Annotated in this window: 12 protein-coding genes; all 12 read left to right on the top strand. The window is 48.3% G+C overall.

Going from position 1 to position 14052, the window contains the following annotated elements; genetic code table 11:
* The first annotated feature begins 46 nt into the window (after positions 1–46).
* The 12 genes from ACYC56_RS00735 to aroQ all read left to right on the top strand — a co-directional run bounded on the left by ACYC56_RS00735 (position 47) and on the right by aroQ (position 14043).
* The gene (locus ACYC56_RS00735) at positions 47–3850 is read left to right on the top strand and encodes an OmpL47-type beta-barrel domain-containing protein (RefSeq protein ID WP_461372259.1); all 3804 of its coding nucleotides are present in this window, start codon (positions 47–49) and stop codon (positions 3848–3850) included.
* 123 nt (positions 3851–3973) lie between these two features.
* A complete protein-coding gene (locus tag ACYC56_RS00740) occupies positions 3974–5389 on the top strand; it encodes a fibronectin type III domain-containing protein (RefSeq protein WP_461372260.1) in 1416 nt (471 codons plus the stop codon).
* Positions 5390–5394: 5 nt separating this feature from the next.
* Positions 5395–5955: a PilW family protein gene (locus ACYC56_RS00745; protein ID WP_461372261.1), complete on the top strand. Its 561-nt coding sequence runs from the start codon at positions 5395–5397 to the stop codon at positions 5953–5955.
* A 10-nt stretch (positions 5956–5965) separates the two neighbouring features.
* On the top strand, positions 5966–7408 hold the full coding sequence (locus ACYC56_RS00750; RefSeq protein WP_461372262.1) for a pilus assembly PilX family protein: 1443 nt from the start codon (positions 5966–5968) through the stop codon (positions 7406–7408).
* Between the two features lie 180 nt (positions 7409–7588).
* Entirely contained in the window at positions 7589–8728 is a 1140-nt protein-coding gene (pilM, locus tag ACYC56_RS00755) for a type IV pilus assembly protein PilM (protein WP_461372263.1), read from the top strand.
* Positions 8728–9327 (top strand): PilN domain-containing protein, encoded by a 600-nt coding sequence (locus ACYC56_RS00760; protein ID WP_461372264.1) that lies wholly within the window; start codon positions 8728–8730, stop codon positions 9325–9327. The genes pilM and ACYC56_RS00760 overlap by 1 nt, the downstream gene beginning before the upstream one ends.
* A 5-nt stretch (positions 9328–9332) precedes the next feature.
* Positions 9333–9938: a type IV pilus inner membrane component PilO gene (locus ACYC56_RS00765; RefSeq protein WP_461372265.1), complete on the top strand. Its 606-nt coding sequence runs from the start codon at positions 9333–9335 to the stop codon at positions 9936–9938.
* Positions 9939–9952: 14 nt separating this feature from the next.
* Complete coding sequence (locus ACYC56_RS00770; RefSeq protein ID WP_461372266.1) at positions 9953–10603, top strand: hypothetical protein; 651 nt, start codon at positions 9953–9955, stop codon at positions 10601–10603.
* A gap of 164 nt (positions 10604–10767) precedes the next feature.
* On the top strand, positions 10768–11922 hold the full coding sequence (aroC, locus tag ACYC56_RS00775; protein WP_461372267.1) for a chorismate synthase: 1155 nt from the start codon (positions 10768–10770) through the stop codon (positions 11920–11922).
* A complete protein-coding gene (locus ACYC56_RS00780; RefSeq protein ID WP_461372268.1) occupies positions 11919–12431 on the top strand; it encodes a shikimate kinase in 513 nt (170 codons plus the stop codon). Before aroC ends, ACYC56_RS00780 begins: the two co-directional genes overlap by 4 nt.
* 75 nt (positions 12432–12506) lie before the next feature.
* On the top strand, positions 12507–13598 hold the full coding sequence (gene aroB, locus ACYC56_RS00785; RefSeq protein WP_461372269.1) for a 3-dehydroquinate synthase: 1092 nt from the start codon (positions 12507–12509) through the stop codon (positions 13596–13598).
* A 4-nt stretch (positions 13599–13602) separates the two neighbouring features.
* Entirely contained in the window at positions 13603–14043 is a 441-nt protein-coding gene (aroQ, locus tag ACYC56_RS00790) for a type II 3-dehydroquinate dehydratase (protein ID WP_461372270.1), read from the top strand.
* The last annotated feature ends 9 nt before the right edge of the window (positions 14044–14052 follow it).

The following is a 14052-nucleotide window of genomic DNA, read 5'->3' on the forward strand; positions in this document are numbered from 1 at the left end:
CCCTTATGCCGATGTGGACTTATATCAAGATGGCTTCCTCGTCCAAATGCACGATCACTATAAACCAGATATTCTTCCTAAATCATGGTTTTCCCCCGAGTACACGATTAACAAGTACAAGCAAAGAGGATATAGCTGGGTTTTTGTAACAGAACATGATAGCTTGGACCCAGACTTAACAGACGGTAGTACTGAAGCATCATGGGAAGCACACTATCCACATAGTCGTCACATAGGCGTTACAGGAGCCAAAACGAGCCTCGCAACAGACCCATCTTTCACAAATAAATACGGAAGCTTGAGCCATATGTTAGGTGCTATTCGTGATAATTTCGGGTATGTTGTCGCAAATCATCCAAACCAAACTATCCCTGCTAATTATTCTTGGAGCCTGAAAGACTTAAACGAATTAGAAGATGCGGAATCGGTAGAAATCTATAACGCATCTGTTCCCGACATTCGCGATCTTGCTGGAAATAAATATGGAACAAGCCAATGGGATGATTTACTCGATCGCGGAAAGCACATATGGGGCATTGCAGGGGATGATTTTACGCCTCTGCCGGGGATTGATTATGGCTTTGATGGAGGCACAATAAGAGTCTTTGCGCAAGCTCTCAGTAAAGATGGTATATTATCCGCTATTAGGACTGGCAAGTTCTATGCAACACAGGGTTCACATGGTCCACGTTTTTCCGGTATTGAGGTAAATGATGTAAATATTAGTATTAGTACACCTGAGCCTGCAGACATTAGGCTTGTTGCGCTGACAGGTAAAGTTATTAAAGAATATCCTTCCTCAAAAGTTGCAATATACAGATTCAGAGGCGATGAAGGTTATATAAGGGTTGAGCTAGTTCGTGACCTAGATGGAGCAAAGGCCTGGTCAAACCCAATATTTATAGGCAGGCAAGCTAGCACGAGCGCACATTTTAGTGAGGTAACAAGCGCTAGTCAATCCGGTTTTTCGTATAGTTCGGCAAGTCTTTTCAATGCAAGCATGGTGGCCGCAAGTGTTGATACACCTACTACTATCGCATTCGAACGAGCGGTTCTCTCAATTCCACCGCAAACTAGCGAGGGATCGGCTACCATTGAGCTTGTCGCACCCGATAAAATGCCGACCGATTCACCATCATGGGGCTATTTGTCAGACCTCTATAATGTTGCTTCAAGCGTGTCTCAGTTTATGCCGGGAGCTACACTTGCAATTTCCTACGCCGATAGGAATTATGCTGCGTTTGGCGAAGATTATGTAACTTTATTTATGTTTGATGGATCAACTCAAGAATGGGTTGCGTTGCCGACGACGGTCAATAAGCAGACTAAGCAGGCATCCGCACAAATATTAGAACCGGGGCTTTATGCGCTATCCGCAAACTTCAATGATGATACCATAAAGCCAACGGTTACCATTAATTCTCCATCTTCTAGTGCCACTCTATCCGGAATTTGCACTGTTACCGCAGATTTCGCCGACGATCATGGTGTTTATAAGGCAAAGATTTATTTGGATGATGTTCTACTGAAAGAAGATAAGAGCATAACCAATAACATTCAAGGCAATGTCGATTTTAGCAAATTCTCAAAAGGCGATCATATTTTAAAGGTTGATGCAGAGGATGTATCGGGCAATATCGGTGAGGCATCTGTACCAGTCCATGTTCTCTCAGATGTTTCTCAAATTACAATAAATATTACAAGCCCATTAACATCGCAACTTGCAGAGACTTCCATAACCGTAGCAGGAACCGTTTCAGGGGCGGCGACTGAAGCTTATGTAATTGTTGATGGCAGACCATTTAAAGTAATACCTGTTGGGTCAACTGGTGCGTTTACTTATACGCTTGATACCTCTGGGCTAAATGGTGGGGAGCATTCTGTTAGCGTGAGTGCATTTGATGCGGTTGGTAATGCCGGTACTAGTTCGGTCCCCATTACCGTTGTACCGGACACAGAAGCGCCCGAAACAACAATTATCGAGCATCCAGAATCGGTGGTGCGAGATGGCAATGTGAGCTTTGCCTTTACTAGCTCAGATAATCGCACAAAACCGACCGATATGGTTTATATGTATAAACTAGAGGACGTAGATTCCACGTACACGGTTGCCGCAACTACAACCGTGGCTTATAAAGACTTACCTGCTGGAAATTACGTATTCCGCGTAAAAGCAGTCGATTGGATTGGGAATGTCGATCCGATGGATGCCACATTCTCGTTTACTGTAAACAGTAACCCAACCTCAACTATTACTATAGAGCCTAGTAGTCCAGATGGTGATAACGGCTGGTATATAACGAAGCCGGTAATCACGTTGACGGCTGATGTGTTATCGACGATATTCTACTCGTTTGATAGTGGGGATGAGAAAGTTTATGCTGATCCAATCATCGCGCTTGAAGGAACACACGCGTTATCCTACTATGCTGCAGATAAGCTGGGCAAAGAAGAACCCCATAGCCAGATATTTAAAGTTGACACAATAGCGCCAACAACACCAGTGCTTTGGAGTATAGGGTATATCACGCCAAGCAATGTGGAGAGTATAGCTATTGGTGGTTTATCGGAGCAAGGGTCGACCATCTTTATCACTGCATCCGATGGAGAGCATGAGGTTCGTGCTAGTGTTAAGGCAGGCGGAACATTTAATGCAATACTTAATCTCGCAAGCTTAGGTGATGGTATTGTGACGTTTACTGCCTTTGCTAAAGATGAGGCAGGCAACGTCAGCCCATTAAGCATACCAGTGCAAACGACAAAAGATATTTCACCTCCAAATACAATTGTTAGGACGCATGGAAAGTTAGGCGATAATGGGTGGTTTGTGGGCGACATAGGTGTAAACCTAACTGCAGAAGATGGGGTAGATGGTTCTGGTGTGGCTAGAATCGAATATAGTTATGATGCCGAGAATTGGCAAACCTATGCGATTCCATTTGAGATTAGCGATGAAGGAACAACAACCCTCTACTACCGCGCTATAGATAACATGGGCAATACTGAAATCGCAAAAGAAGAGATAGTTAGATTGGATAAAACGCCTCCAATGTTAACGGGTGCTGTTACAACTTTACTTAACGTAAATAATTGGTATAACTCTGATGTAACCGTACATTTTGACGCATCAGATAGCGTATCAGGGGTGCATACATATACACCAGATACGATGATATCGGCCGAAGGGATTAATCAATTAGTAATGGGAACTGCTATAGACCAAGCTGGTAATGAGGCAACTTATAGCGTAGATGGGATCAATATCGATAAAACGGCACCTTTGATTGCTGTAGCTGCTCCTGAGGAAGGGAGCATCTACATGCTAAATCAGCTGGTCCTTGCTAACTGGAATGCACTTGATTTGCTCTCGGGAAATGAATATGCCTATGGCACTATCGAGAGTGGTTTGCCGATAGATACGCTTTCAGTCGGACCAAAGACGTTCATAATCGAAGCAGAAGACAAAGCAGGCAATAGGATAAGCAAGAAGGTAGATTACCAGGTTTGTTACGATTATCGTGGTTTGCTCTCTCCATTCAAGGATGGCGATGATAGCTTTAAATTGGGCAGTAATGTGCCAGTAAAGTTCAAACTTAAGGATGCCAATGGCAATTATGTAGAAAATGCAATCGTGAGACTTTTTGTAGCTAAGATCATTGATGGGGTGCCAGGTACTGAGGTGCCTGCCATGCCAACCAGCTCATCGGAAACTAACGAGTTTAAGTACGATGAGGTTGCAAACCAGTATATCTTTAACCTAAAGACTAAGAGTCTATCGGTTGGGCATTGGCGGTTAAGGATAGAGCTCAATGACGGGAGTTCAAAGTATGCGGATATCACTTTAAGGTAAGCACTGCAAACAAGGACATAGAAGATTATTGCAAGAGGCGCTGTAAGCATCAGCGCCTCTTGCCTTCTTAAGAAATATGCAGCTCTAGCCGATACATATAGTAGCAAAAAAAGGAGATTTGATATGCCTTTCCTGAACCGTTCAGTTGATAAGCTGCGGGAAGAGAGGGCTTTTGGCATTGTTGAAGCACTAATGGCGATGACGATAATGTCGTTAGTGCTCATCGCATTACTTGGCCTTTTATCCGCGAGCGTAAAAGCCGTCACGAGCAGCAAGACAACTTCAGTAGCCACTCAAATAGCGAATGAACGCATGGAGCAGGTTAGATCCATGCCGTATGCTCAAGTGGGCTTAACCACCGATACTGTAGAAAGCCCCTCTGACCCTATCGGTTACCTTGATGCTGAGACACAAACGGCTTCTGGTACACAGTTTACGATAACCTACCGTGTTAAATGGGTGGATGAGACGTCTACGGCGAGCACTGAGGACTATAAACAGGTGTGGGTAAATGTGTCATGGGTCGAGCGGGGCACAACAAGAACGGTAAGCGCGAGTACATTCATTAAGGACAAGCCAGATCAATACGAGCCGCCTACTGTTAATTTTGATAGCGAGACTGCGGCCGATGGCACGACATTCGATTCGAGCCACACACCGATTCCCCTAAGGGCGACAGGAACGGACGATGAGAATGACCTCGTTCTTTTGCGCTTTTATGTCGGAGGCATAACTCCTGCAGACGGAATCTACCAGTTTGATCCGACCTATAGCTACCAGAACTCTATCCTTCAATGGGACCCTAATGTAACTACGGTTAATACGGATGGTACTACATCTCTGATGTGGGAAGACGGTACCTACGAAGTCGTGGCCGAGGTATGGGATTCTCATGGTTTGAGGGATTCAAAGAGCATTTTCTGGACACTTGATAGATTTACGCCTATATGGAATCCGCTTGATCCAGAAAATCTAACTACTCAGCTGATTAGTGATTCAAGCATTCAGCTGGCATGGCATAGCGCTATAGATGGCAGGGATAGTGTAAATAAATACAATATTTACAGAAAAGAGTCCGGCGAAGCTTTATTTAGCGCGGTTGCAACGAATACCGCGGGCACAGACTATACTTGCACCGGTTTAACCGGGTGGACAACATACGAGTTTTATGTGAAAGGCGTAAGCCCCCTTGGGAACGAAGCGACTATGACGGGAGATATCGTATCTGCGACCACGCCCTTCTGGCTGAACGGAGTTTCCTCAAAATACAAAGACCACGGCACCAATTACTATAAAGTCGATCTAAGTTGGCAAGATCCGCTTTCATTGGTGCCACAAGTCGCGGTCGATCACTTCGATATCTACCAGACCGTAAATGGAACCGAGACGATGATACATACGAACGCGGGCGACCAGCTTACGTACACAGACAACAATTTGTTAAGCAATACACAATATAGATATGAAGTAAGAGCTTACAGTAGCAGTGACGTGCTATTAAACACGAGCACAATCATTTATGTGACGACGCCGAGCTAGGGGCTATGATGGTTAGGTTAATCGCTATAATAAAAAACGAAAAAGGGACGACGCTTGCCGAGTTGATTATTTACGCTGTGATACTTGTCGTTATCCTGGTTGCCTCGTATACGATATATCAGGGTTCGGAGGCTATCTATACGTCCTCAAGCGGGCAAGCAGATGCGCAAAGAACCGCGAGACTGGCGCAGGCTCAAATGACTAAGAATATCAGGATGACCGAGAGTCTCGTAACAGCCGACGACACATCGATTAGCTTAAGGGCCGATATTGATGATGACAACATGTGGGAGACCGTGGATTTCTACACGCAAAACGGGAGCCTTTACGCCAAAATAGATAACGGTACAGCAAAGGAAATAGCGACAGGAGTTCAAAACGATGCGCTAGATATGCCGCTTTTTACATACTACAATATCCATTTTGTACCGATAACTACGGATACGGCCTCTAGAAAAACTAAGAGCTATCAAATCGAGGTTAATCTGATAATCGATACCGACGTAAACAGGCCTCCCGATGCATACACATTGACTTCAAAAGTCATGCTTAGGAACCGTGAATAAGGAGCCTTTAATGATTAAGCGTATTATAAAAGACGAACAAGGCATAGCGATGGTGGTGGTGGTCGGCCTGATGCTTATTATCACTGCTCTTGCTTTTGGCGCGATTGCGGTTTCCGAGAGCGATCTTAAGTTGTCTGCGCGCGACCAGGATTCTATGCAAGCGCTGCATGTTGCCGATGCCGGTATTCAAAAGACGCTGTGGCAACTGGAGCAATACGGTAACAGCATACCGGAAAAGAAATTTACCGTGCCGGTCGGAAACGGCACTGCTTCGGTAAACGCGACGCAGGACAGCGGTTCCCAATGGTACTGGACGATCGAGTCAAGCGGCACGTGTGGTGAAGCTCATCGGAAGGTAAAAGTCACGGTTTTTAATTTCTCACTTTGGAATTTGAACATGGGTCTTGGTCAGAACAACTCGTTGGCATCCGGCGGTAACGGTCTTCTTGGAACGACTTCGATTGATGGGCCGTTCTATGTTAGAGGAAATGTTCAGCTTACCGGTAACTCGAGCATCACGGGTGGGCCGTTTTTTGTAAAAACAGGTACGCTTAGGTTCATGGACAACGGCTCAAACCTCGGCACCGAAAGCTCTCCGGTAGCCGCTTATATTGAACCGGCCGATGGAAACGAAGATATCCTCGATAAACAAGGAGACCCGTTAAACCCAGGAGACCCTCAGGTTAAAGTCAGCCAACTCTCAAACCAGTGCCCGGACATACAGCTTCCGCCGATGGATTCGCAGTCGAGCTACTGGACAACAGCATGCAATGAATCCAGCCCTACTGGTGGGAGTATACCGGAATATAGGGAAACAGGAGGGTTTACTTCAGGTACGCATCTCAACAAGGTGCTAGACACAGATATGGGGGGTCCGACAAATCAGCCGGTTGAAGCACGACACATGTATTTATTAAATAACTCAGCGGAAGACTTCGGTTCCACAACCGGTTTTGGGTGGGATAAGGTGAACCGTAAGCTTTACGTCAACGGTACGATATTCGTAGACGGTAACCTGACTATTGGCGATTCTATGAGCGGTGCGATCACCTATTACGGGAGGGGTACTATTGTTGCAAATGGGACGATAACCATTAACGGCCAATTACGCCCTCCGTATGACCCGCTCAAGGGAGCGTATGATATCAATGGTACACATGTCTTAGGTTTGGTCACAGACGAGACGATCGACATAAACACACTCGGCTCCGGCTCCTGTGACCGCAGTAGTCCTGATGTAAGTGGTGCGTTCTTCGCATCGAAAGAGGTAAAGATCAACCAGAACAACACCACGTTTGTCGGCAGTATGATAGCCGGCGTGTTAAATATTGCCGATAGCACGAATAATAGCCACTTGTTTACGCATCCAAGCTTACCGGATTTCTTGCCACCGTCCTTGCCGGGTAGTACGAAATTCCTTGCAATGACGTCCTCGTGGAGAGAAGTTCCGTAAGTGCTTGTTACGATCTTTATTCGAAATCTAATCGGCGTGTCTAATTCCTAAAGTATTGTTATGGTTTACCGATGTTAAAAAAGATGGTTGCCGAGCGCTCATAGCGTATGGCGGCTACGCCCCGTCCCATTTTTGTAATTGAAATACTAATAGTCAGACCTTAGATGTAGGAGGTAGGTTTTGGGATTGCTTGGCTTGGGCAGGGGATCATCCCCAGTTGGTTTAGATATCGGTGGCGGTACATTCAGGCTTGCACAGCTTAAGCCGTCTGCCGACAAACCCGTCCTTATAAACTACGCAACCATAAAGACCCCTGAAGGCCTTGTAAGCGAAGGCGAGATCCTCGATGTAGAGGGTGTTGCCAAGACGCTTGCCAGTTTCTGGCGTGAGAAGAAGATCTCCGAGAAAGAAGTGGTTGTGGGCGTGGCGAACCAGAAGGTAATCGTCAGGGTTGTCGAGATGCCTTATATGGTCGAATCGGAGCTTAGAAGCGCCATCCAGTACCAGATAAACGAGTACATACCGATCCCTGTTGAAGAGGCGATCATTGACATACAGATAATCTCCGAGCATGAGAACAGCCAGCAGGAGAGAATGATGGACGTGCTTGTTGTTGCGGCACGTAAGGAAATGGTCGAGAACACTGTGGCTGCTCTGGAGAAGGCGGGTCTTAAGCCCGTTGTCGTTGATGTTTCGTCCCTGGCGTTTGCAAGAGCGCTTGCTGATAATACTCCCGAGAAGGTCCTTCAAGAAGAGGACGAACATAAAGCCGCTATTGCAATGATCAATATAAGCTCTAACCTCACGGATATCGTTGTCATCGAGGATGAGATACCGAGGTTTACAAGGGTGAGCAGTATCGGCGGACGTTCCTTTACCGATGCTCTGGTCGAGCAACTCGGGATGACCTTTGATGAGGCAGAGGACCTGAAGAAGCGAATAGGTCTTCCCGCAAGCACGAATAACGAACCCGTTTCTGACGATTCGGATATTTCGGATGTGATTCAATACAAAGAAGCCGTTCAGAATGTGCTTGAGCAGGAGATGATACGGTTTGTCGCAGAGATCAGGAGATCGTTGGACTATTACCTGGTGCAAGCGACAAGGGCGAAGAGCATTGAAAAGATTGTTATATCCGGCGGCGGGGCTAAGCTTAAGAACTTCATTCAGTATTTGCAGGATAACTTCCAAATTGAGGTCGAGCTTGGTCAGCCGTTACATAGCGTTCAGCTTAGTAAGAGATTGAAGATCGAGAACATACAGGACGAAGAACTCTCGATGGCTATCTGTCTTGGTCTAGCGATGCGAGGGGTTGCGTAATGATCAAGATCAATATCAACCTGCTGCCCCGAGAAATCCAAGATAAGCGAAGCGGAGAAAAAGTCATTATTTTTGCCTTACTCGCTCTTGTCGGTTTTGCCGGTATTCTTGCCGCTCTCTATATGCTTAATTCCTGGCAGATTCAGATGAGCGAGGGTCAGGTCGCTATGCTGCAGAATCAGACCACCAGGATGAATACCACAATAGATGGGCTCAGAGTGTATGAGCGCAGGCTTCAAGAAATTCAACGGAGAAAACAGGTAATGGAGCAGGCGATGGCGGGACAGATACTGTGGTCGAAAGTTCTTGAGGAGATAATGGTTGCGACCCCAAATGATGTGTCGCTAGCCACGCTAAACGGTAATGCCCAGGGTATAACATTTGACGGTTTCATTATGGACCCGGAGGATAATCCCGATCAGGGCCACAAACCGGTTGCGAAATGGCTCTTGCGTTTGGCGGATATGAAGCCGCAGCCGGATGTTTGGTTGAGTTCGACTATTAAAGATGAGTCGAAACATGCGATTCATTTTTCAAATACTATCAAGTTTAAAGAATTGCCGGCGCTTCCTGCCCCGCCCACGACTTCCGGGAAGTGATAGATATGAATAAATTAGCGATGAAACAGCAAGTCATAATATTGATAGCGGTATTTGTGCTAATGGTTGCTCTCTTCTATGTGTTTGCATGGAGTCCGCAAACAGCGAGGCTTGCCGAGCTGGACCAGCAGAGAGCGGCGGAAGAGACAAAGCTCGATGCTGCAAAGAGCACGTTGACTATGTTGGTGCAGGTTCGAAAGACTGCGTCTGAATCTGAATTTGAGCTGGTTAAGGTCAGAACCAAGATGCCGAGTGAGCCCCAATTGCCAACGCTTATAGTTTCTCTGCAGAACATCGCTGACGATGCAGGGGTAGCGCTGCTATCAATAACACCCGGCGAGCCGGCCTCGCAGGGGGCTTACGGCGAGATCGCGATCAGCACATCGGTATCGGGTAGCTATGTCTCGATTATAGATTTCTTAAAGCGACTGGAGAAAGCTTCGAGGGAGTTGCGCGTGAATACAATAAACGTCGCCGGTGGTACGACTTATCCCGATTTGGCTGTAAAGCTAACGATGAGCGCCTACACGATGAACGATACGACGCAAACGGCTCCGGCTGCGCCGGCGCAGAGTGCGGCGGTTCCTCAAACCCCAACGGCGGCAAATTAACTAAGGTGATGTAGATGAAACTTAAATCAGAGATATCGGTTGATAAAATAAAAGAAATGGTCAAGACGCCTAAGGGTAAGGGCGCTGCCGCAGGATTGCTGCTGGTCGTGGCGCTCCTGGTTGTGTTGGTGGTATCGACGCTGGCATTTCCGACGCCCGGTGGTGGGCCGGCTACTAATGTGGCGGTTCAAAAATCGGTAATAAAGCCTGCAGTTAGAGTATCCAGCACGCAGACTGCCTCTTCGGTAGAAGGTACTGCCTCGGTTAGTACGAGTACTGCGAGTTCTACCAGCACGGTAAGCTCTACTGATACTGTTGAGATCGAGCCCGATATAACCGGCTACAGAGACCCGTTTACTCCGCTTTCGGAACCGACTACTACGGTAAGCGTTACGAGCAGTGCGGGTTCTTTTGGCGGCGTGCAGGTTGGGCAGAGTGGCGATACAACGCCAACCTCAAACTCGCTGGCCCTGAAAGCCATAGCGAACGTGAATGGTATTAAGTTTGCGGTTGTTATATATAAGGCCCAGGAGTATGCGGTTGAGGAAGGGGATCAGATCGCGGGTTCGCCGTTCAAGGTAACCGATATCGGTGATGGCAGCATATCGCTTCTTTACGGTGATGATAGGCTGACGTTGCAGGTTGGCGATGAGATTATTAAGTAGGATAAACGTCTGGAGCCCGGAACAGAAGGGGCTCTGGCTAAGGATAGCTTAATTGATGTTTACCTTAACGCCCGGGTTGCCGGGCTTTTGTTTTATGCCTGTTGGTGGAGATGGGCAGTATGATAAGTTATACTTATTAGAAAATATCTGGAGGGAAAAGCTGCGTGATAAGGTACGTAACGGCCGGTGAATCGCATGGTCCTGCTTTGTTTGCGATCGTTGAAGGGGTTCCGGCCGGTCTTGGGATAAAAGTGGATGCGATAAATAAAGAGCTGGCCCGCAGGCAGTTGGGGTTTGGCAGAGGCGGGCGCATGCAGATCGAGACCGACACGGCTCAGGTGTTGAGCGGTGTGAGGTTTGGTAAGGCGTTGGGCTCTCCTATAACGCTGAAGGTCGATAACCGGGATTGGAAGAACTGGCTGGAACGGATGTCCGCTGAAGAGATATCCGGCGAAGTCGAGGCGGTAACGCAACCGCGGCCGGGGCATGCCGACCTGGGTGGAATTCTGAAGACGGGACAGCAGGATGTACGCAACATTCTTGAGCGCTCAAGCGCACGGGAAACTGCGGCGAGGGTTGCTGCAGGCGCCGTTGCTAAGCTGCTGTTGGCGGAGTTCGGGATAGAGGTTCTAAGCCATGTCGTATCCATTGGTGATGTCGAGGCGAGTGCCGGGAGGTTGCCGCGACCGGAGGATCTTGAGCAGATTGATAGGTCGCCTGCCAGGTCTTATGATAAAGAGGCGACCGGCAGAATGGTCGAGTTGATAGAAAAGACACGCAGCGCTAAAGATACGGTCGGCGGTGTGTTTGAAGTTTTGGTGTACGGGTGCCCCCCCGGGCTTGGTGGCTATGCCTCATGGGAAGAGAAGCTTGATGGGAATATTGCACGCGCCCTGATGTCTATCCAGGCTATGAAGGGTGTTGAGATAGGCGAGGGATTCGATGTGTCGGCAAAGCCGGGTTCGCAGGCGCATGATGAGATATTTTATGAGAAAGCGCGGGGGTATTACCGCACGACAAACAGGGCGGGCGGTATCGAGGGCGGCATGACGAACGGTGAGACCGTGGTTGCGAGAGCCGCTATGAAACCTATCCCGACCCTGATGCAACCGTTAAAGACCGTCGATATCGTCACTAAACAGCCGGTGGATGCGGTGAAGGAACGGTCTGATGTGTGTGCGGTTCCTGCGGCGGCGGTTGTCGGTGAGGCCGTTGTGGCATTTGAGATCGCAAAGGCGCTGCTCAACAAGTTTGGTGGCGATGCTATAGAGGACACTAAAGCCGCTTACGACCACTACCTGAAGAGGTTGGAAGCTTGATTAATGTCGCTTTGATCGGGTTTATGGGCTCTGGAAAGACGTCTGTCGGGCATGTGCTGGCGAAACAGCTCGGCTATTCGTTTGTCGATACGGATAAGTTTATTGAAAAGAGAACCGGCAGGTCTATCCCGGAGATATTTAAAAACGATGGCGAGGAGGCCTTTCGCAGGATCGAGTCGGCGGCGCTTAAGGAAGTACTTGCGGGCAAGGGAAAGGTTATCGCCTGTGGCGGAGGAATAGCGCTGCGGGAGGAGAATCGGCTGGAGCTGCAACAGAGGGCGGTCATCGTGTGCCTAAAGGCCGGGACGCCGGAGCTGTTCAGGCGCGTAGGTGAAACGGGTGAGCAGCGTCCGCTTCTTGATGTCGAGGACCCGGAAGCCGAGATAGGGCGATTGCTCAAGCAGCGAGAACCGCAGTATGAAAGCATTGCGGATATCACGGTCGACACCTCAGGTAAAACGATTCGAAGCGTTGTCGATTGCATTATGGAAGCGCTTAAAAAGAGATAGAACAGAAATAATTAAGAAATAATAAAAAATAGTAGAGAAATAATAGAGCAATAGAAGCGAGCGGGAGAGGTTTAGTTGATACGGCAGGTTGTGCATGTCGCGCTTGGCGACAGAAGTTATCCGATTTATATAGGTGACGGGATATACCACGGGTTTGTTGAAAAATTCGAGGAGTTTTTTCATGTCGCCAGGGTTGCCCTGATCACTAATTCTACGGTATGGGATCTTTACGGGGCGCCCATCGTTGAATCGTTGTCGGTCGAGGCGATCGATTATGAGCTGATCCTTGTTCCTGACGGAGAGGATGCGAAGTCGCTGGGCGTTGCCGAGCGGATTTACGGGGACCTTATAGAGAAGGGCTTTGAGCGAAAGGACGTTGTTATTGCGCTGGGCGGTGGCGTTGTTGGGGATCTCGCGGGATTCATCGCAGCCACCTATGAGCGGGGTGTGCCTTTTGTTCAGATACCGACCACGTTGCTGGCGCAAGTCGATAGCAGCGTTGGTGGGAAGGTCGCCGTAAATCATCCGCTGGGTAAGAACATGATAGGTGCGTTTTACCAGCCGGCATTCGTATACATCGATGTATCCACGCTGAACACGCTATCCGATAGGGATTTTGCGGGTGGTATGGCTGAAGTTATTAAATACGCTTTTTTGAAGGGCGAGCCATTATTGGGGCTGATACAGGAGAAGCGTGGGGACTTGCTTGGTAAGCAGGTGGACGTGTTGTCCGATGTGGTAAAGACGTGCTGTTCGATTAAGGCGGAGATCGTCGAGATGGACGAGCGGGACGCCGGGGTGAGGGCCTTTCTCAACTACGGCCACACTCTAGGGCACGCGATCGAGTCGACTACCAGGTATGATTACTCGCACGGTGAGGCGGTCGCGGTCGGCATGGTATTTGCAGCCCGGTTAAGTAAGACGCTTGGGATGATCGATGAAGACGCGGTCGAGCTTCATAAGAAGATTATTTCTTCGTACGGTCTGCCGGTCTCGGTATCGGGCGCTGATGCGATAGAGCTGGTAAAAGTCATGCAGCGGGATAAGAAGCGGGCGATGGGCGGGCATAATTTTGTGCTGCTCGACGGGATTGGAAATCCTATTGTTAAGAATATTGACGAGAACCTTTTGATTACGGTGCTCAGCGAGTTTTTGAGAGAGGGATAAGAAGATGGGGAAAATATTGGTTATCCACGGGCCCAATCTGAATTTGCTCGGAAGACGGGAAGAAGCGGTGTACGGAACGGTAACGCTCGATGAGATAAACGCAATGATCAAAGATGAGGCGGCCGCTTATGGGCTTGATGTGGAGTTTTACCAGTCGAACCATGAGGGCGATATCGTTGATAGGATTCAGGCGGGGACTGGAATGGTCGATTGCATTATAATCAATCCGGCCGCTTTTACGCACTATAGCATCGCCGTGCGTGATGCGCTGGCGGCGGTTAAGATACCGGCGGTCGAAGTGCATCTTTCAAATATTCACGCGCGCGAGGAATTCAGGCATACATCGGTTACGGCGCCGGTTGCGGTGGGGCAGATTGCGGGATTTGGTCCGCAGAGTTATGTGCTGGCGGTGCGGGCCGCGGCGGAGATCATTAAAGACAACTAGAGGATTAAG

The organism is Candidatus Aquicultor sp. (assembly GCF_054640775.1).

What these genes read in the sequence shown, in the direction of transcription:
- ACYC56_RS00760 (WP_461372264.1), top strand. Translation starts at nt 8,728, where the DNA reads ATGATCAAGATCAATATCAACCTGCTGCCCCGAGAAATCCAAGATAAG.
- ACYC56_RS00745 (WP_461372261.1), top strand. Translation starts at nt 5,395, where the DNA reads ATGATGGTTAGGTTAATCGCTATAATAAAAAACGAAAAAGGGACGACG.
- ACYC56_RS00770 (WP_461372266.1), top strand. Translation starts at nt 9,953, where the DNA reads ATGAAACTTAAATCAGAGATATCGGTTGATAAAATAAAAGAAATGGTC.
- ACYC56_RS00735 (WP_461372259.1), top strand. Translation starts at nt 47, where the DNA reads ATGCACGATCACTATAAACCAGATATTCTTCCTAAATCATGGTTTTCC.
- ACYC56_RS00750 (WP_461372262.1), top strand. Translation starts at nt 5,966, where the DNA reads ATGATTAAGCGTATTATAAAAGACGAACAAGGCATAGCGATGGTGGTG.
- ACYC56_RS00740 (WP_461372260.1), top strand. Translation starts at nt 3,974, where the DNA reads ATGCCTTTCCTGAACCGTTCAGTTGATAAGCTGCGGGAAGAGAGGGCT.
- aroQ (WP_461372270.1), top strand. Translation starts at nt 13,603, where the DNA reads ATGGGGAAAATATTGGTTATCCACGGGCCCAATCTGAATTTGCTCGGA.
- ACYC56_RS00765 (WP_461372265.1), top strand. Translation starts at nt 9,333, where the DNA reads ATGAATAAATTAGCGATGAAACAGCAAGTCATAATATTGATAGCGGTA.